We start from the raw sequence: 20,263 nt of genomic DNA on the forward strand, positions 1-20,263 counted from the left end.
ATAATCCAAATAAACCTATAAACATTCCTATGCACCTCCTTATTTGGAATCCTATAAGATCAGGATTCTGATATATCATATGCAACATGTCCACAATTGTTAATTTCAGGAGTTATTGACCGATGATGCTTTAGGACATAACTTTCACATTCCTGCTCAAAATTACATAATTTGTATGAAATATAGAAGGAGGAAAATTTATGCATTATAATTCGGATATATTACATGTTCATAAGTATTGCTTTCCCACAACCTTTGATCATGGTCACTCCCATAGAATAATTGGTGTTTCCAGTCTAGGAATTAGACGAGGGAATACACACGTTCATTGCTATAGTGGGGTAACCACTGTAGATAATGGTCATGTGCATTATTATCAAGGTGAAAATGGGCCAGCCATACACCTTCCAAGTGGTGGACATATCCACTGCTATAAAGGAATTACAACAATTGAAGATAGGCATAGGCATGCTTATAAAGGGACAGACTTCCCTTCCTGTCATTAATTAGGACTCTCCGTGGGTTTAATTTAAATCTTGCTCTTATAAAATATAAGTGTCTTGCGTTCAATCAAGTAAGATAATATTTAGGAACTATCTAAGCTAACTTAACTAGTTCCTAATGATTTACATATATGCTGCATGTATATATTACAAATTGTGCTATCCTTAACACTTGTTACTCCTAAGGTTAAGAATACTGCCACTAAGAAACCCTACCCATTGTCATGGCTTAACTCTAATAGTCAACCGGACTGAATAATTTCTTTTAATAATAGAATACTAAATTAAAAGGAGGCAGGGTTAATTGAAAAAATTAATTGTTTTCGCCCATCAACATCAGGATAGTTTTAATCGTGCAATTTTAGATCAGGTGGAGTCCAGTTTAAGAGAAAAGGGACAAGAAGTTATCGTTCGTGATTTGTACAAAATTAACTTTCAACCAGTGTTAAAACCTGAAGATACAGATTCAATGAAAGTAGGAAAAATGCCAGAAGACATTAAAATAGAACAAGACTTTATTTCCGAGTCAGATGTCATCATTTTCATTTATCCCATCTGGTGGTCAAATATGCCCGCTATTTTAAAGGGGTATTTAGATCGCGTGTTTTCGTTTGGTTTTGCTTATACCATGGGGGATCAAGGAGCTGTCCCCTTATTAAAGGGAAAGAAAGGCCTGATTATTAATACCTATGGTGCATCTGAGGAACAATATGAATCTATAGGTATGAATAGAGCCTTTAAAACCACGATGGATGTTGGCGTTTTTGGTTTTACTGGAATTGAACCGGTGGATCATTTGTTGTTTGGATCGGTAACTACTGTAGATGATCTTGCCCGTAAAGAAATGCTAGGGAAGGTTAGTGAAACCTTGAATAAGCATTTTTGATAATATAAGCTATTTACGCAAATAAAAATGTACATAAAAGACACAAAAAAATAGAAACGCTAAAGCTGCGCCATTAGGCTTGATTTAGCGTTTTTTTAGCTTTAACCATACCTATACTCATTAGGTTCTACAATAGGGTTTAGGGAGCCAAAGCCAATTTTCAATTACAGTAAAAGGATTTATTAACTATTTGAAAGATTAAAAGTCACGGTTCTAGAAGTGATAACAGTGATGAAATGGATCAAATCAGTTTTCTGAAACTTAAAGTTATAAAGATAAAAGGGAAGCAGATGTAAATGTGGATCTTGGAAAGCTTGCGGCTCTGCAGGGGGCTTGAATATATTTTTAGGTTGGGATAGGATTTCGGATTGAACGCGCAGAATTGTAATATAACCCTGTATGTCAGTTGAAAAGTCAGGTAAGGAGGATATAGAATTGATAAATCTAAATCAGAATATGATCAATAAAAAGGCCTCGGCAAATTGTTGAGAACCGGCTGTAAGTGCTGGTCAGCACAATGGAACAAGTACTGAGAACTGTCAAATTTGCCATGGACAATTGGAGTATTTTAACCTGGGTCGGGAATTATCTTGTTTTCGATGCGGCATTAAGGAAATTGCTAACATTGCATGCCCCAATGGACACTATATATGTGATAAGTGTCACGGGGAAGGAGTATTTGATACTGTAAAAAATTTTGCCTTAAAGAGCAAATCAATAAATCCTTTGGAAATTGCTGAATACTTGATGGATCAGGATAATGTCCCAATGCTCGGTTGTGAAAATGCTTGGATAGCAGCGGCAGCTTTGATGGCAGTTCTTAAGAATGAAGGAACCGCTAAAGTTACAGATGAACTAATTGTCGAAGTTCTGAATAGGACGAAGAAACAAGCAATCGGAGGATACTGTGGTCTAACAGGGGTATGTGGGATTGTTCCTGCAATTGGAGCATGCTTTAGTGTCATCCTTGGCGCATCCTGCTCAAAGGATAGAGAAACTGCAATCGTAATGAGCGTAGCAGGTAGAATTATTGGAACAATTGCCAAGGAAACAGGGCCATGTTGTTGTAAGAATTTCCTCCGAAAATCATTGGACGAATCTGTTAAAATGGTTAAAGAGTATTTGTGTATTTCCTTAACAATCGTCAGGGAAGACAATGCTTGTAAGTATTTTGATAGACATCCTCATGGATGCCGAAAAGAAAAGTGTTCATATTACAAAAACACGTAATGGTAGCAGCAATTCACGCACCATTTTTTTGGCTTGTGAACATCATCGATTATGATATAATCTAGAGATATCATAAATATTGAGGTAGAAAGTGGTATGGGTACAGAGAGTTTGTTTTCGGTAGTATCATTAGTTTCAGTTGCTATATATGCTTACATTGGTATTTATACTTTCACCCAAAACCCTAAATCTCTTGTCCATAAAGTATTTTTGCTTTTATGTACAAGCTACGCGATCTGGTCTTTTGCTTATTCCTTCGCCTACATAGCACATGACAAAATTAGTTTTTCCTTTTGGAACAAGATATCTGCTATTGGGTGGTGTAGTTTCAGTGCTCTTACGCTGTATTTAGTCCTTTTAATCACAGAAAAGCCAATTCTAAAATATCGATTGGCCAAGGTTTTGATTTTTTTGCCAGCAGGAATTTTCTTTTACATGGCAATTTTTTTATTTGGCGAAGGTATTGAGACTTCTAAAATCACCAACGATATTTTCTATATTGGCAATTTTTTGTACAATTTTTTATTTTTATTAATTAGTATACTTACCTTACTATTTTGGGGCTTAAGAACTAGCAATGTCAGAATCAAAAAGCAATCTTTGATATTAGTAACTTGTAGTGGGATTCCTTTTATTCTAAATCTATTAACACAAGATATACTTCCGCTATTTTTAAGAATACAATTTCCTCTAGCGGGACAATTGTATTCCATTATTATGATCTTGGGTACTTACAGAGTGATTACTAAATATAAGTTTCTAAGGCTTCCGGAACGCTACATATTTGAAGAAGTTGTTAAAGAAATTATGGATATGGTCATATTGTTGGATGCAAAAGGAATGATTATAAAGATATCTCAGCATACTTTGAGTTTACTTGAATTTAAAGAGGATGAACTGATAAATCAGGATGTTGACATTATTTTTGAAGAAAAAAGAAGACGAATACTAATAGACTCTTCGAAAGATAGCAGTAAATTAAATGATATAAATCTATTGAAGAAAAGTGGCGAAAGAATTCCAGTTAATATATCCTACAAACAAATCATAGATGATAAACTACATGATCTGCTAGGTGTAATTCTCGTAATCCAAGATATTAGCTTATTGTATGATTTGCGGAGAAAAAATAAAGAACTCCATGCATATGTACAACAAGTAGGGGCTAGTGAATACACCTTTCGAAAGCTTTTTGAAGGCTCTTCTGATTCCATTTTAATAATGGAAGGAAATAAGATTATCGATTGTAATCCGGCAACGACAAGATTATTAGGAACTGATTCTAAAGAAATTTTGATTGGTAAAAATTTATGGGAGCTTTCACCTGAATACCAACCTGATGGGATTCTTTCTGAAGAAAAGGCCTATGCAATGAATAAACAAGCCAAGACCAAGGGTGAAGTAAAATTTGAATGGTGGCATAAAAAAGAGAATGGGATCGAGTTCCCTGTCGAGATCATGTTGACTTCTATTCTACTCAACGGCAAACAAGTTTTTCATGGTTTGTTGAGAGATGTGACTGAGCATAAACAATTGGAAAATAGACTAGAGTATTTAAGCTACAACGACGTACTAACAGGGCTATACAATAGAAGATTTTTTGAAGAGGAATTGAAGCGGCTGGATGTACCAAGGAATCTTCCTCTAACTATAGTTATGGCAGATGTGAACGGGTTAAAGCTTATCAATGATTCATTCGGACATATCATGGGAGATGAGCTCCTGCAAAAGGTAAGTTCAACAATAGCAAAAGGCTGTCGATCAGGCGATATTATAGCTAGGCTTGGCGGAGATGAATTTGTTATCCTGTTACCTAAGACAGGTGTTAAGGAAACAGAACAACTTGTTAAAGGTATAAAAGCTTACTCTAAAAAAGAACAAGTAGGCTCTATTGAACTATCCGTTTCATTTGGTTGGGAAACTAAACACAATCCAGAGGAAAATATTTTAGAAGTATTTAAAAAAGCTGAGGATCGAATGTATAAGAAAAAGCTTTTTGAAAGTCCCAGTATGAGAGGAAAGACCATTAAAGCTATCATTAGCACTCTTCATGAAAAAAACAAACGAGAAGAACAGCACTCCTATAGAGTCTCTGAATTGTGCAAAGATATCGGGAAAGCCCTTTGTTTGTCGGAAGGAGATATCGAGGAGCTAAAAACAGTCGGGTTGCTTCATGATATAGGAAAAATTGCGATAGAGGAAGCTACTCTCAACAAGCCGGGGAAATTGACTGAGCTTGAGTGGGAAGAAATAAAGCGTCATCCGGAGATAGGTTATAGAATACTTAGCACAGTGAATGATATGTCAGAAATTGCAGAATACGTTCTATGTCATCATGAAAAATGGAATGGTATGGGGTATCCCAAAGGCTTAATGGGGGAAGAAATACCGTTGCAAGCAAGAATTATTGCCATAGCTGATGCTTATGATGTAATGACTAGTCAAAGGAGTTATCGAAGTGCATTACCAGAAATGATTGCTCTTGAGGAACTACAAAACAATGCAGGTATCCAGTTTGACCCGAAGATCTTAAACGTATTTATTGAAACAGTATTAAACAAACTTTCCAGGAATGACAGTCAGGCCGGATAAATCGGTTTCAAGTGCTAAAGGATAAATTGATTCCAGATAGGGTATTAGGATAATTGTAAGTGGGGATAATTTACATTAGCCAAGCTTTCTTCTAAAGGAGGTTACAATGGAAGATCCTCTACTCACAATAATTGTTTTAGCAATTACTTGGCAATGGGGCGATTGGAGACACTGGAAAGATTACTACTCAACAATTCTGTTTTGGGCACTAGGTAATTTCATCTACCTCTATCTTACTATTAATAAACCCCTTTGGAAGTTTACAACGATAGTACCTTCATCCCTAGCTGATATGTTAATGAGTCTTGACATTATATAAAACCACAGTGGGCTTGGTTAATTTCGTTTGTTGCTGGGGTTATGATCATGATAGTTTTTAAAATACCACTTAATTAAATACGCAGAAAACACACATGACTAGGATGCCAGGTGTGTCTCTACAAAACATAAGGTGGCTACTACCAAATTATTTGATAGTAGCCACCTTTACGATAGCAGCCTCATGGTATGTTATCTTGAATTTTCTCTAATACTAGAGAAGGTATATATCATGACTCCCTGATTGCAACTAGATATTGTTTTATAAAGGAAAGTATTTAATGATTTATTTTTGGTCAAATACGATTTGGTATGTGCTATTAGGTATTTCGACTATCAGTATAGTAATTTACTCAATAAGCAAAGCCAAGAGGCGCAAGTTTACTTTTGCTTATTATATGACCTTAGTAGGACTGGTTCTTTTCTTCGAAACAATGATCCTTATTGTGTTTAAATCATACAACTATTATCCCATGATTATTCATACTTCACCTTTTGATGACGTCATTGCAGGAAACCTTTTCTCCCAGTTTTCCGTCGCGGCAACTGCCCTGTTAGTAGCGGTTTTAAATTTAAAGAACTATTGGATATTAATTCTATCTGGAATATACGGACTAATTGAAGAACTATTTTTGGCGTTAGGTATCTATTCGCATAACTGGTACCGAACTTGGATGACTCTTGTGGGGTTGACTATTTATTTCTGGTGGGCAAAAAAGAATTACATAAAGGGGTTGATGAGGGGGATTAAACCCCTTAGATTGTATTTTTACATATTTATGGGATTATTTCCGCTGGACGTAATTACCTTGTTTTGGGGGTTTATTTTATCTGGATATCAAAACTATACAAGAAACCTTATTCCTGACTCGGTAAGAAGTCCATATCTAGCATCATTCTTGTATTATACATTTGTTGCAGTTATTATAATTTCAATCTATTTTCTAAGGCTTAAATGGCGCTGGAAGTCCGGAGTTATTTTGGGGATTTACGGCATAAATTTCATTGCCTATAAGCTGCATATCCTTTACTTTTATAATATGTTTTGGTATGTGGTTTTTTCGACAATATCAATTTTCTCAATTTATCTATCAATTGCCTTGCTAGATTACTGCTACAAAAACAAGTAAATTTAAAAAGTGGAAGGTCGATATTTTGAGTACCTAAGCTGGAAAAAAGCAACCTCATCCATGAAGGATCTGGCTGCTTGTGTTCGAGTAGAATGATAGGGTAGCTTACCGTCTAGCTTCATCCTTTTTTTCTGCTATGAAATAATCAATACTTTCTCTGCGTCGATCATTTTTAGCTTCAATAGCTTGTCTCTCATCATCAGAAATCTCATCAGCATGTTCATTTAAGTAATCCTCTGCTTCACGCAAATTTACAAAAGTGTGGTCTATATGATTCTGAAGGTGTTCCTCATTATCTGATCGATCATCTGGTTTGGCCAATGTTATCACTCCTATTCATTCATTGCTGCATTATTAGGATGACCTAAACTGAAAGATGCTATTCCATAGTGTTCCTTACAAATATAGTGTTCATGTTAAGTAGTGACATCATTGATGCTCCGCTCATAGTATGTCTAGAGAGGGGAGTGAAAATGGATAAACCAACGATTAAATGGATCGGATCGCCTAACTTCAGTAGCCCGATGGGGTATAAAATAATTGCGATTGTAAACCACATCATGGAAGGTACATTGGTAGGTACAGACTCATGGTTTGCGAATCCAGAGAGTAAAGTTAGTTCTCATTTTGGAGTCGGTAAGAATGGAGAGATCCATCAGTACGTGGATCTAAAAAACCACGCTTGGGCAAACGGAAGTGTGAATCAACCGAATTGGCCTTTGCTTATTTCAGGAGTTAATCCGAATTATTACACCGTCTCAATTGAACACGAAGGCCTAAGCGGGAGTAAGATGCCTGAAGCACAGTACCAGGCATCTCTTGCCTTACATCGCTGGTTAATTGAGATTTTAGGGATTCCTGTATCCAGAGATAATATCATTGGGCATAACCGGATCGACTCTGTTAATAGAGCTAGCTGTCCTGGAGCAGAATTTCCCTGGGATCGACTCTTTAAGGATTTGCAAGGAGGAACCGACATGTTAAAAGTGGCAGTCTTATTGTTCACGAAAGAGGATTTTTGGGCGGGTTACGATGTCGCATCGAAGCACGGCAACTGCGCTATCTTTGTAAGACCGGCAGATTTATCAGTACCTGCCGAAGCCCAAAGTGCAGAGAAATTGATAGTCGTAGGGGGTCCGACGACCAAACATCCAGCTGAAGTTCTGTTGAGTGGAAATGACAAATATCAAACAGCGGCTGCTGTAGCCAAATATTTAGGGTGAATAATGGAAGCTAGTATGTTAAGCAGGTTAAGCAGAGCCTGCTTTTCTTTTTAAGTAAATAGAGAAGATAGTCATAAATGACACTAAATCTCGGTGATGCATCTGCAGCAGTATTTAGGGCGTTTCCTGAGGTTCCTTTGTGTGTTATAGTTTAAAAAGGGAAAAAGTTGTGGACATTAGACAACTATAAGGATGGAGGTATCAATATGTTTAAGAAAATACTGGCTGGTTTGGGAATTGATGGTGCCAAGGTAAACTTTCAGCTTGATAATAATGTGGTTGAACTTGGTGGTATTGTCAGCGGAAAGGTCTATGTAAGTGGTGGGGCAATAGATCAAGTGATTTCGGAAATATCAATTGCCTTAGAGGTATCTTCAAGATACAAAGCAGGAGATGATCTAAGGCAGGTCCATCAGGAAATTGCCGGTGCAATCGTGGCGAGCCAATTGACGATAAAGGCAAACTCACCGGAAATAAGCATCCCGCTTGAATTTAAGCTTCCATATAATATCCCAATATCTACGCCCAGCACTAGATACCAGTTCAGAACAAACTTAGATATACCAGGCGCCATTGATGCTACGGACATCGATGAGATCGTCATAAGACCAAACCACTATGTCCAGTGCTTACTTGATGCCTTAGCTTTTCTTGGCTTTAGGTCTAAAGCGGAGTCAGGTTCCTTTAATGGGAGGTTCCAGCAGTTCGAGTATGTACCGACGCAGTTTCTCAGAGGAAAACTTGATGAACTTGAAGTTTATTTCGAGGCCCAAGAAGATAGTATTCATATCGTGCTTCAGATTGATAAGAAGGTAAGAGGTTTTTTTGCGAGTGCAATTGATGATCTGGATCTTGATGAGAGGCATGTGAGCTTTTACCTTACCAATGATCAGTTAAGGGCATCTGGACAAACTGCAGAAATCCTGGCCGAGATTATTCAACAGGAATACGACAAAATTGGTAAATATTAATTACATAAGTAGGTGCTTATAGAGAAAGACCTTATCGAGAAGGAGATGTAAATTTCACTCGATACGGTCTTTCTTTCTAGGGCATGTGTTATAAGGTTAGAGATAGTGCAAGGGAAGGGGCACTGATATAAAGATAGATCCAGGTAAGGGGTATTGCTATATATTACCTAAGTCCTTTATCGTAGGGTATGCCTTCGGCTTTAGGAGCCCTTGATTTTTTTGATGTAAAGGCCAGAACAACCATCGTTGCTATATATGGAAGCATCTTGTAAAATGTTTGATTGATGTTTAAAGTATCTAAAAAGGGAATAAGGGCAATAGAATAGGCCACAGTACGCAGGAAGGCGAAGAATAAGGCTGCGAGCAGAATTTTAAAAGGCTTCCATTGTCCGAAGATCATAACGGCAAGTGCCAGGAAGCCAAAACCTGCAACCCCTGTATGACCGTTGGTGTTGCCATTCATAACACCAACGGCGTAGAAGAATCCGCCAATCCCCCCCAGGATACCGGAAAGGCTCACCCCGGCATAGCGCATGAAATAGACGTTTATTCCGACAGAGTCGGCAGCGTGAGGATGTTCGCCACAGGCGCGAAGGCGCAAACCGAACTTCGTTTTATAAAATACGATTGCCGATAGGACCAGCAGCAAAATTCCAATATATACAGTGATATAGGTGTTTTGGAAAAATAACTTTCCGAGAATCGGAACTTCACTTAGGAATGGAACTTCTTTAATATAGAAGTTCTTGCTTGTCGTTATGCCGTCACTGTTGAAAAACATTTTAGAGAACAAGAGAATGGCAGCAGGAATTAACATATTTAATGCGGTACCAGTAATAGTCTGGTCTGCTTTCATTGTTACAGCTGCCAAAGACAACAACAGAGAATACAGAAATCCCGCACCTGCTGCAACGAGCATACCCAGAAGCAATATACCCTGGGCGTCAAGAGAGGTACTTTGGACAAAGTAAACGAACAGGCATCCGAAAAATGCACCAACCAGCATGATTCCCTCCAGGGCAATGTTAATAACACCGCTGCGTTCACTGAACATACCGCCCAGGGCCACCAAAAGCAGGGGGATAGCAATCGGAAGGGTATTCTGAATTAAATAATAGAAGGTATCCATAATTTACGCCCCCTCCTTTTGATCAGCCGGCGGGATTTTTACTGACTGTTTTTTGCTGTAACGCTTCTTTATAAGGTTAGCCACGGTTGAGTTCATGAGCATGGCAAAGGCAGAAAAATAAATAATAACTGCGATCACAACATCGATGATTTCTGGCTTATAACCGTAAAGACTGGCCAGTGTGCCTCCCCTTTGGATATGGGAAATAAAAACTGCAGAGAAAATAATTCCGATGGGGTTGGAGTTACCCAGGAGGGCTACGGCTATACCATTAAATCCGTTGGCGGCAATAACGCTGACCGGCTCATAGGTCATACTGCTCCCAGCGATAGTCGACGGTGCTAAAATAGCGAATGCTCCCCCTAGTCCCGCCATGGCCCCTGCAATGACCATGGTGAGGATAATATTGCGCTTGTCGTTCATGCCGGCGTAGGCGCTGGCAAATTTGTTAAAACCCGTTGCTTTGAGTTCATAGCCAAAGGTGGTTTTGTTTAAAACGATAAATAATATAAGTGCTAAAGTGATGGACAGAATAATAGAGATATTAACACTGGAATGAGGGATTCCGAGAGTGGGCAATTGGGCTGAGGCCGGAAGATAGGCCGTTCTGGTTTTTGAGGAAATATACATGGCTGCGTTTCCTTGAATAAGCATATCTACCAGGTACATGCCGATATAGTTGAACATGATAGAGGTAATAACCTCGTTAACGTTCAGGAATGCCTTAAATATCCCGGGAATCAAACCCCAAAGCATACCACCGACCATTCCCGCCAGAATACAGGCGATCCAATGAATACTATCCGGCAGCTTCCACATAAACCCAACATACAAGGCAAAGAACATGCCCATGGTATACTGGCCTGAGGCCCCTATGTTAAATAAGCCCATTTTGAAGGCAAAGCCCACTGCCAGACCCGTCATTAAGATGGGAGTTGCAAAATAAAAGACATCCCCTATACGTTTGAAACCGCCAATCAGCAGCATCTGAAAGCCTAAGAAGGAGTTGGCCGGACTTGCAATCCTCATAATAAGATAGCCGAAAATAAGACCCAGCAATATTGCCAGCAGAGCGGCGGTAAAAGCAGAAAAGCCTTTGCTTTTTCCAACTTTTTTTAGATTATCAAAAGCTTTTGAAGATGAAACCGTCTTATCCTGCATTTTCATTCTCCTTTGTAGTGCCGCGTTTGGCACCTGACATGTAAAGGCCAAGTTCTTGAACTGTGGTCGCCTTGGCGTCTAGCTCACCAACGATTTCTCCTTCATACATAACAAGAATTCGGTCGCTTAAATTCATGACCTCCTCCAGCTCTAGGGATACTAACAATACTGCTTTTCCGGCATCCCGCCTGGAGACGAGCTGTTTGTGGATGTACTCGATAGCCCCCACATCCAGACCGCGGGTAGGTTGTACGGCAATTATCAGCTCATGCTCCTTGTCAATCTCCCGGGCAAGAATGGCTTTTTGCTGGTTGCCGCCGGACATGCTTCGGACTGGAGTGATGGGTCCTTGCCCGCTGCGCACATCATATTGCTTAATCAACCTATCCGCATAAGAGCGTACGGCTTTGGTTTTGATAAATCCGAAGGTCTGAAACTCAGGCTGCCAATAACGCTGCAGGACTAGATTTTTCTCCAAGGAATAATCAAGGACGAGACCGTACTTATGCCGATCTTCTGGAATGTGGCTTATACCAGACATTGAACGGGTGCGTATGTTAGCCTTGGTAATGTTCTTGCCGCCAAGGATGATACTTCCGTTGCTAATATTTTCCAGACCTGTAAGGGCCGCGACTAGTTCAGTTTGTCCGTTTCCGTCGATACCGGCAAGACATACGATTTCACCTGCCCGCACATTAAAACTTACATTTTTCACAGCATTGTTTTTATGGATCTTAGAGGAAACGGTAATATTCTCTACAAGAAGAACAACATCCCCGAGTTCCATAGTTTTTTTATGTACCTTGAAGTTAACATCTCGCCCCACCATCATCCGGGACAGTTCTTCCTTGGTAGTATCCTTTATTGCAACGTCACCAATGTATTTACCTTTGCGCAGTACTGTGCAACGATCGGCAACAGCCATAATCTCATTTAATTTATGGGTAATAAATAGTATAGATTTACCTTCTCTGGCGAATTCCCGCATTATTTCCATAAGCTCATCAATTTCCTGGGGGGTTAAAACTGCGGTGGGCTCGTCAAAAATCAGAATATCATTTTCGCGGTATAACATTTTTAGGATCTCAACACGCTGCTGCATGCCAACGGAAATTTTTTCAATTAATGCATCAGGGTTTACCTCAAGTCCGTACTGTTTGCTAAGTTTAAGTACCTTTTCCCGGGCTTGTTTTTTTTGCAAGAAGCCCAGCTTATTGGGCTCAACTCCTAGAATGATATTCTCAAGAACTGTAAAGATATCGATGAGTTTAAAGTGTTGGTGTACCATGCCAATGCCCAAATCGTTGGCGTCATTAGGATTATTGATTTTAACAACTTTACCATTCTTCTTGATTTCGCCTTTTTCTGGCTGGTATAGGCCGAAAAGAACGCTCATTAGGGTGGATTTTCCGGCGCCGTTTTCTCCTAATAGGGCATGAATTTCGCCCTTCTTTAAACGAAGGGTTATGTTATCATTGGCGATGATGCCCGGAAATTCTTTCGTAATATTAAGCATTTCAATAATATAGTTTTCCATTAATAAACCCCTTTTTTAACAAGTTAATACACATAAAGGGGAAAGGAATTTTTGCCTTTCCCCTTTGTCTTTAAAGGGCTTCTACTGACAGAAGGCTCAGGCCTATTGCTCAGCAGAGTTACTATAATTATTTGTTATCTAACTTGAACAGTAACCTTGGAAAGTTTCAAACCGGAAACAAGCTCTTTAGCGGTTGCATAACCGTTAGTATCTTCAACCTTTAGGGTACGGACAGGATCGATGGAGCTATTAGCTAGAGATGCATAAATAGCGTCATAATCTTTTTTGGTGAAGGATTTAAAACGGTCAAAGGCATTGCCGTCTTGTTTGCCAATAATCGTTGTTGGCAGACCTACACCGTTATTAGATGCATTGAAATAGGTAGACTTCCCGGCGAAGGTGCTCCATTTGTCAGTTTTATAGATAGACTCAAGAACCTGGATAACCGAAGCGCCAAGTCCCTTGGTTGCAGATGTAATAACAGTCTCGCTATCGTATCTTTGGTCTACATCAACCCCGATAACCTTTTTGCCTGCTTCTGCAGCAGCGGACATAACACTCTTACCTACGGAACCGCCGCAAGCAAAAATAACCTCTGTACCTTCCTGATACATTGTTTTTGCTGTTGCCTTATTGGTATCGGTTTCTGCAAAATCTCCTGTATAGTGGTAAGTAACAGAAATTGCACCAGCAGGAAGGCCCAGTTTTTCAGCAGCAGCCTCAGCTCCCTGTAAATATCCATAACCAAATGCTTGAACAGCAGGAACAGCCATGCCACCCATGAAGCCAAGCTTCTTCATGCCGTCTAAAACAGCTGCATAACCAGCCAGATAGCCGGGCTCTTCTTCAGAGTACAGAATGCTCGCAACATTATCATTAGTTTTAAAGGTTTTGTAATCAGCTGTATGAGGAGTACCATCCAAGAGGATAAATTTTACCTCAGGGTACTTTGACTGTGCCTCGTAAATCGGAACCTCAAAAAGGAAACCTGGTGTAACAATCACCTTAGCGCCACCAGTGACTGCCAGATCGATAGCAGCAAGGTAGCCTGCATCAGATGCTTCCTCAGGTTTATAATACTTGTGGCTAATTTTGTTTGCCTCAGCAAAGGCAACGACCCCTTCCCAGGAACCTTGGTTAAAGGACTTATCATCGATATTGCCTTTGTCGGTAATGAGAGCGATTTCGAAGCCTTTGCTTGTTGCATCACCTTGACTAGTTGTACTGCCACAGCCAGTAATTACCGAGAAACAGAGCAAAACAAGAACTAATAGTATTGCCGAAAACCTTTTCAATTATACTCCCCCTCCGATTTTAATAATATTTTCCATAAAAGTATTGTATCATCCTTATCTGAATTTACAACTATTATCCATTACTAACGGTTGAATTCATTGATTTAATATAAGATTTGAAATATAAATTTTTTATTAACGATTATCAAGAAACCCAAGTTTTTTAACATTTAACCGTCTTCTAAAGATAATGGAGAACTCGGTTAAATCACTATCTTATCCTCAAGAGATAATTTATAATAGTAAAGGATTGAAGGGGGGCAATTTTATGAATCACCGACATTTAGTTCTAAATGAAGACAGTGAGTTTGCATTCCATTGTCACGATGGACTGGAGTGCTTTAAGACATGTTGCCGGGACATCAATATTTATCTCTCTCCATATGATGTTCTCCGGATGAAAAATTTTCTCAATCTTTCTTCAGAAGATTTTCTGAAGGAGTACACACTTAAGGTACAAGTGCCTCATACTGGCTTGTCCATTGTACAAATAGACATGTCCAAGGACAATAAACTAAGATGTCCTTTCATAACACCTAAGGGATGTCAGGTCTATCAAGAGAGACCTTGGTCCTGCCGCATGGCCCCTGTGGACATGCTGGGTGGTGGAAAATACTCTTTTATTTTTGAAAGTTCCCATTGCCATGGCCTCAATGAGACAAAGAAACAAACCGTAAAGGATTGGCTGCAAGACCAGGGTCTAGAGATTTACGATGAAACTGAACAAGGGTTTAATGAAATACCCAACCACTTAAAACTTACGGGTAACCCGGAAACTGATGAAAAGCTTAAACAGCTTTTCTTTATGGCTTGCTATGATATAGACAGATTTAGAACGTTATTGATGAATAACCCTTCCCTATATGAAGAATTGAGTTTGGACCAAGAGGCAATAGATGAGATCAAGCATAACGACGTTCAGTTGATGAAATTTGGTTTTAAACTTTTATGTTTGGGCTCCAAGCCTTTGACAAACTTAATAATTAACATTAACGGCATAAATTAAGTAATGACCGGAACGTAATCCTACCAATAGAATGATAGTATCCCGAAACTACCCCTCCCCATAAAGGGCGAAGGGTAGTTTTTTTGTTGGCTAGATTTAGAATACAATGCCCAATGCGATAAGCATAAGAATAGCAATTGATACAATAGCAATGCCACAACCAAAGATCAACATCATATTATCCCCCTTTTACCATATATAACATGATATTCCAGATGACTCCGCCTGACACTAAGAAATTGAAATATCAGAGTTGCATTAAAGGTAATAATTATGCTTCTATTTTCAGAGATATAGTCCTTATCTCTCAAAAAGAACCTTGAGTCAACAGGGAGGATATTTGTAGATCGAGGTAGAATAATGGGAGTATCGGAAGAATATAAAGATTTAAGTGGCGATTTATTAAAGAAACTTAGGATATATAGTCGAAAATAGAGGGCATAAATGAATTGTGTCGAAAATAGCTAGATAAAGTAGGGAATTTACTAATGAGGTATAGAGATGACAGAAAATCCTTTATTAAATAAACTTGAGATTAGGCCTTTTTTAATAACAATTAACGCTAGAGTTGTTAAGGTAGGAAAGGCTTTTTTAGAATTAACTGATTTCTCGAAAGAGGATCTTTTAGACAAAACAATATCCCAGGTAATCCACGAGTTGCTAAGGATTAATACTGAGTCGTATGATATGAGCAAGGATTTAAATCAAATAGAAGGCTTTATTTTTACCAAAAACTATGAATCCAGAGAAATAACACTGGAAATACAACAAGGATCAACAGCAGAAGAGAAAATTTATATATTTCAAGAAAAGACTAATTCAAGACTCAACGATAAGGTATTATTCTTAAGTAAGTTCTTTTTGGACAATAAAGTTGGGATTGGGATTTACTCTGCACTTAACTTTATATTGCTTAAAGCCAATGATAAGTACCAAGAGTACATCTTAGATACGATTAATCCTCTTGCAAATCCTCCTGAACTACCGAAAGTTAATTATAAGGAAAAGCATTGTTTATTAGGTCTGAGAATCATGGACTTTATACCGGATTTTCAAGGCCGCAAGCCTGAGTTATCGTGGAAAAGTGTGGTGGATTCAAATAACAGCTTACATATCGCTGAAAGGAAAGGATTGCTGGGATCAGCTGATCAGCGGTATTGGGATAATACCTTAATGCCCATCGAAGAAAATGGCGAGGTTAAGTATATTATTTCCATACTGGAAGATGTAACCGAGAGAGTCATCAGTAAAATAGAAAACAAAGAATATCAGCAAGCTATAGAAGAACAAGCCAAGGAATTACAGAAAACTAAGGAACAATTGCTGGAAGCACAGGAGTTTGCTCATTTAGGATATTGGGAATTTGACCCAATTACCGGAGAATATCCTTGGTCGGATGAGTTGTTTAGAATCGTTGGCTATAAGCCACAGGAATTTATACCTACTATTGCTGATGGGATTAGGCTGATTTACCCTGACGACAGAAATATAGTGCTAAATGTGATGAAGGAGCCTCCTCCTGACAATGAATTTAAATTAGACCTTAGAATAGTTAGAAAAGATAACGAAGTTAGATGGATTCATGAAAAGGTAAAGTATGATAAGGATGCCTCGGGAAACCTTGTTCGGTGGTATGGAGTTGTGCAAGATATTACGGAACGAAAACTAAATGAAATTAGACTCAAAGAGAGTGAGGAAAGGTTCAAAGAGCTAGCTGAAAATCTGGGACATGTTATTTGGATTAGTGAAGGTAAACAAGTAGTTTACATAAATAAAGAGTATGAGAGCGTATTTGAAAGAAGCTGCCAAAGCTTATATAACAACTCTCAATCATTTATTGAAGGCATACACCCAAAGGATAAAGATACCCTAATCAAAGCATTTAAACACAATGATAATTCTAATGAAATATTTGATAAACAATTTAGAGTTGTCCGATCTGATGGATCAATTTGCTGGATTTGGGCCAGGACATTCCCAATATTTAATGAAAATGCTGGAATAAAACGGAGAGTTGGCATTGCTGAAGATATAACCAAGATTAAGACTTATGAGGAATCATTACGACAGGCTAAGGAAGACGCTGAGAAAGCCAACAAAGCAAAAAGCCAGTTCCTGGCAAACATGAGTCATGAAATAAGAACACCGATGAGTGGTGTTCTTGGAATGGCCCAACTGTTAATTATGGATCTAGAAGGTAAACAAAAGGAAATGGCGAAAATCATTAAAACCTGCGGTGACAACCTGTTGAACATTATTAATGATATCCTTGATCTTTCACGAATAGAAGCCGGAAAAATTAGCCTGTGTCTTGAAGAGTTTAATTTTGGGCAGTTAATCGGTGAAGTAAATGATATAATTCAACCTTTAGCTTTACGTAAAGGACTTAATTATTCATTTTTCCTAGATAATCAAATCAATAGTCGGCTATTAGGTGATACAGGTAGGCTGAAGCAAATACTCTTTAATCTTTTGGGAAACGCCATTAAGTTTACTGAACATGGAAGTATTGAGCTGTCTATTTTAAAAGGAAAGGTATGTAAGGACAGAGTGCAGTTGCTCTTTTCAATAAAAGATACGGGGATGGGAATAGACGAGGATAAAATTGGTCAGTTATTTACCTATTTTACCCAAGGTGATGATTCAGTTACTAAGAAATATGGAGGTACTGGGTTAGGTCTGGCGATTTCTAAACAACTGATTAACATGATGAATGGAGAAATTAGTGTGGAAAGCCAGGCCGGAGTTGGAAGTGTTTTTTCATTTAGTGTAATCTTCATACAATCCCAAAATGTTGAAAGACTTGAAAATCACAGCCCTAAGGATAATCCCCAAAGTTCAATTAATTCCACAGCCTTATTAGTTGAAGATGATTATGTAAGCGGAGTTCTTATAAAAAAGCTCTGTGAACGAAAGAATATCAGTTTGATGATTGCCAAAAGTGGGACTGAAGCAATTGAGATTTTGAAAAGCCAATGTTTTAATTTGATATTAATGGATATTCAAATGCCTGATATAAGTGGTTTTGAGACCACAAAAATAATCAGAGCTATGGAAAAAACATTTAAAAAGCGTACGCCGATAATTGCCACGACAGCCTTCGCTTTAGTCGGTGATAGAGAAAAATGCCTTAGCGCTGGCATGGATGATTATTTAGTAAAACCAATTGATGCGGAAGAATTTTATAAGATTGTGGAGAAATGGATTCGTATCAAAAGCTAAAGGGCCCAATATCTTTTGAAATGTGATGTACCTTAATAGGTACATCATTTTTTGATTCGCGAAAGTTGCTCATACCAAAGCAATAATGAAATTGCTTTGGTATGAGTTTAAATATCTTAAATATTACTTGTGTTCTTTAACAAATCTTTATCCTTAGAGCAAGTGCATTCTTTTATCAATGAACTTTAGGGTAAAAGAAACCATCAGCCCATAGATTAGCGCAGTAGAAAGTGTTGAGTATGCTACGTTAAGGGGCATATTTATAAAAAGAGGAAGCTTTAGTAATGTACCAAATGTGTTAAGTAATAACCAAATAGCTAAACTGTATCCTAAACCTTTTAGATATAAATAATTACTTGAAGTAAACATTAATAAATAGGCGAAGACTACACCAAGCATCATACACACAGCTCCATGGCTAATTATTGAAAGGACTAGACCCAAAAAACCTTGCTTGGAATATATCTGATTTGTAAGTACAATTGTAGCGTAATCGTTGAAAGCCCTATCAGTCCAGCCTAATGCTTTATAAGTAATCCCGACTAAATCACAGGTAACACTGGCTACAAATCCTGCAATGCCTCCAGCAACAAACCTATCTTTCTTCATTTGCTTAACTCTCCCTTTTAACGATTCGAAATTAAGTATGCCGTAAAATTTAAATTTTTATTTAATAAAGGGAGAATAAGAATTTTTTGAAATCCACTGGGGTTCGTTTTTGGTACCAAGATGAGTTCTAAAGAGTATATATAGTTATATAGAAAACTTAAAACTACTACATTAAGCTAAAATCTACATACCTAATGGTTAGGGGATCGATTAAGAGCTTATATATTTAGTCCTCAAATTTTACAAATTGTGACAAAGATTTCGCTTTATCTAAAGCCTTACTTAGATTACAATAATATGGTCTCATTTTAATATGAAAATTCTAAATAATCAGGTATATTGGGAGGAGAGAGTATGACTGCACAAGAAAAGCATATAATTGAAACTATTCTAGCCGATATAGGACTTGAGCCTTTGTTCATTGGCGACAATAATTGTGATAAACCTGATAGAGTCGATAAAACAACCTAAATTACGAGGATCATAAAATTAAGAGCGAACAGGGAGGGGTGAGTATTTAGTTGAGGCTTCAGAATAAAGAAGTAAAATTGACACCAAAATCACGCTAGTATTTGTGATTTTGGTGTTATTACGTTGGTAAAGAAAAAGGAGTTATTTGTTTGGAGTTTTTTCTTGATGCAGGAAAAAAAGGATAACTGTGGAATAGATTACCCAAGACTAATGTTTTATTGGGTAACAATGGGTCTGGGGAAGGAGTGGCAGCGTCATGGATACAGTTGTTTTGGACAACATCCAATGTGAAATTGATCTGACAAAACTTCAAGAAAAGTTACGTCTTAGGGAGGATAATTCCTATCTCGCTGAAGTACTGGAGTTGGCGGCTCAAGCCCAGTTAATTGCAAGACCTAAAGTAATCTTCAAACGATCCTTGGTCGGTGCAAAGGGAGATAATTATGTTGTTATCGATGGAATTAGATTTAATAGCCGGATTTTGAGAGTTAATTTAGAAGATACAGCCATGGTTTTCCCCTTTATTATTACTTGTGGAACGGAATTAGAAATTTGGTCAAAACAATTCGATGATTTTTTTATAAGTTATTGTGTTGATACGATTAAAGAGATGGTGCTAAATTATGCCCGGCAAGAGTTTGTGATGTATCTGGAACGTGAGTTTGGGCTAGTGCATGGAGCCAACATGAACCCCGGGTCTTTACCTGACTGGCCAATAACGGAACAAAAACCATTGTTTGACCTGTTAGGGAATGTTGAAGAGTTAATTGGCGTTCAATTAAACGATAGTTTTTTGTTACTTCCCGTTAAAACTGTTTCCGGTATTCGATTTCCCAAAGATAGTACCTTTGAGAACTGCCAGTTATGTCCCAGGGAAAATTGTCCAAATAGAAAAGCACCTTATAACGAAGAAATGTGCCGACATTTTCACTAAGGGATGGAATAGTTTTGTTGTTGGAGTTATGAGTTCGCATGTTCGC

The 20,263-nt window shown here is 38.2% G+C and carries 17 protein-coding genes; 11 read left to right on the plus strand and 6 right to left on the minus strand.

Annotated elements, in window-relative coordinates:
* Positions 1–200 precede the first annotated feature (200 nt).
* From DP73_RS12885 to DP73_RS12910, 6 genes are all read left to right on the plus strand, one after another.
* Positions 201–506, plus strand: coding sequence for a YmaF family protein (locus DP73_RS12885; RefSeq protein ID WP_034600026.1), 306 nt, complete (start codon positions 201–203; stop codon positions 504–506).
* 301 nt (positions 507–807) lie between these two features.
* Positions 808–1,389 carry an NAD(P)H-dependent oxidoreductase gene (locus tag DP73_RS12890; RefSeq protein ID WP_034600027.1) on the plus strand — a complete coding sequence of 194 codons (582 nt, stop codon included), beginning with the start codon at positions 808–810 and terminating at the stop codon, positions 1,387–1,389.
* A gap of 558 nt (positions 1,390–1,947) precedes the next feature.
* Positions 1,948–2,619, plus strand: coding sequence for a DUF5714 domain-containing protein (locus DP73_RS12895; RefSeq protein WP_034600029.1), 672 nt, complete (start codon positions 1,948–1,950; stop codon positions 2,617–2,619).
* Positions 2,620–2,715: 96 nt separating this feature from the next.
* Positions 2,716–5,211: an HD domain-containing phosphohydrolase gene (locus DP73_RS12900; protein WP_034600031.1), complete on the plus strand. Its 2,496-nt coding sequence runs from the start codon at positions 2,716–2,718 to the stop codon at positions 5,209–5,211.
* Positions 5,212–5,317: 106 nt separating this feature from the next.
* Positions 5,318–5,530: a hypothetical protein gene (locus DP73_RS12905; protein WP_034600032.1), complete on the plus strand. Its 213-nt coding sequence runs from the start codon at positions 5,318–5,320 to the stop codon at positions 5,528–5,530.
* Between the two features lie 280 nt (positions 5,531–5,810).
* The gene (locus DP73_RS12910) at positions 5,811–6,659 is read left to right on the plus strand and encodes a hypothetical protein (RefSeq protein ID WP_034600034.1); all 849 of its coding nucleotides are present in this window, start codon (positions 5,811–5,813) and stop codon (positions 6,657–6,659) included.
* A 105-nt stretch (positions 6,660–6,764) separates the two neighbouring features.
* On the opposite strand, the gene tlp is transcribed toward DP73_RS12910, so the two are convergent.
* Positions 6,765–6,980 carry a small acid-soluble spore protein Tlp gene (tlp, locus tag DP73_RS12915; protein ID WP_034600036.1) on the minus strand — a complete coding sequence of 72 codons (216 nt, stop codon included), beginning with the start codon at positions 6,978–6,980 and terminating at the stop codon, positions 6,765–6,767.
* 152 nt (positions 6,981–7,132) lie between these two features.
* On the opposite strand from tlp, the gene DP73_RS12920 reads away from it, so the two are divergent.
* On the plus strand, positions 7,133–7,882 hold the full coding sequence (locus tag DP73_RS12920) for an N-acetylmuramoyl-L-alanine amidase (protein WP_034600038.1): 750 nt from the start codon (positions 7,133–7,135) through the stop codon (positions 7,880–7,882).
* Positions 7,883–8,088: 206 nt separating this feature from the next.
* Positions 8,089–8,853, plus strand: coding sequence for a sporulation protein (locus tag DP73_RS12925; protein ID WP_034600039.1), 765 nt, complete (start codon positions 8,089–8,091; stop codon positions 8,851–8,853).
* Between the two features lie 163 nt (positions 8,854–9,016).
* Here the strand turns inward: DP73_RS12925 and DP73_RS12930 are convergent, their stop codons facing one another.
* The 4 genes from DP73_RS12930 to DP73_RS12945 form a co-directional block, all read right to left on the minus strand.
* On the minus strand, positions 9,017–9,982 hold the full coding sequence (locus DP73_RS12930; RefSeq protein ID WP_034600040.1) for an ABC transporter permease: 966 nt from the start codon (positions 9,980–9,982) through the stop codon (positions 9,017–9,019).
* Positions 9,983–9,985: 3 nt separating this feature from the next.
* Positions 9,986–11,143 carry an ABC transporter permease gene (locus tag DP73_RS12935; RefSeq protein WP_034600041.1) on the minus strand — a complete coding sequence of 386 codons (1,158 nt, stop codon included), beginning with the start codon at positions 11,141–11,143 and terminating at the stop codon, positions 9,986–9,988.
* Complete coding sequence (locus DP73_RS12940; protein WP_034600042.1) at positions 11,133–12,680, minus strand: ABC transporter ATP-binding protein; 1,548 nt, start codon at positions 12,678–12,680, stop codon at positions 11,133–11,135. The genes DP73_RS12935 and DP73_RS12940 overlap by 11 nt, the downstream gene beginning before the upstream one ends.
* Positions 12,681–12,814: 134 nt before the next feature.
* Complete coding sequence (locus DP73_RS12945; protein ID WP_034600043.1) at positions 12,815–13,975, minus strand: BMP family ABC transporter substrate-binding protein; 1,161 nt, start codon at positions 13,973–13,975, stop codon at positions 12,815–12,817.
* Positions 13,976–14,243: 268 nt separating this feature from the next.
* Between DP73_RS12945 and DP73_RS12950 the strand changes: the two genes are divergently transcribed.
* Positions 14,244–14,981: a YkgJ family cysteine cluster protein gene (locus DP73_RS12950; protein WP_034600045.1), complete on the plus strand. Its 738-nt coding sequence runs from the start codon at positions 14,244–14,246 to the stop codon at positions 14,979–14,981.
* 501 nt (positions 14,982–15,482) lie between these two features.
* Positions 15,483–18,203, plus strand: a complete 2,721-nt coding sequence (locus tag DP73_RS22090) for a PAS domain-containing protein (protein ID WP_052090656.1) — start codon at positions 15,483–15,485, stop codon at positions 18,201–18,203.
* Between the two features lie 153 nt (positions 18,204–18,356).
* Here the strand turns inward: DP73_RS22090 and DP73_RS12960 are convergent, their stop codons facing one another.
* Entirely contained in the window at positions 18,357–18,812 is a 456-nt protein-coding gene (locus DP73_RS12960; RefSeq protein WP_034600046.1) for a hypothetical protein, read from the minus strand.
* 727 nt (positions 18,813–19,539) lie between these two features.
* Here DP73_RS12960 and DP73_RS12965 point away from each other — a divergent pair.
* Positions 19,540–20,217 (plus strand): vitamin B12 dependent methionine synthase, encoded by a 678-nt coding sequence (locus DP73_RS12965; protein WP_034600047.1) that lies wholly within the window; start codon positions 19,540–19,542, stop codon positions 20,215–20,217.
* Positions 20,218–20,263: the final 46 nt, after the last annotated feature.

It is taken from the genome of Desulfosporosinus sp. HMP52 (assembly GCF_000765145.1).
Classification (GTDB): domain Bacteria; phylum Bacillota; class Desulfitobacteriia; order Desulfitobacteriales; family Desulfitobacteriaceae; genus Desulfosporosinus.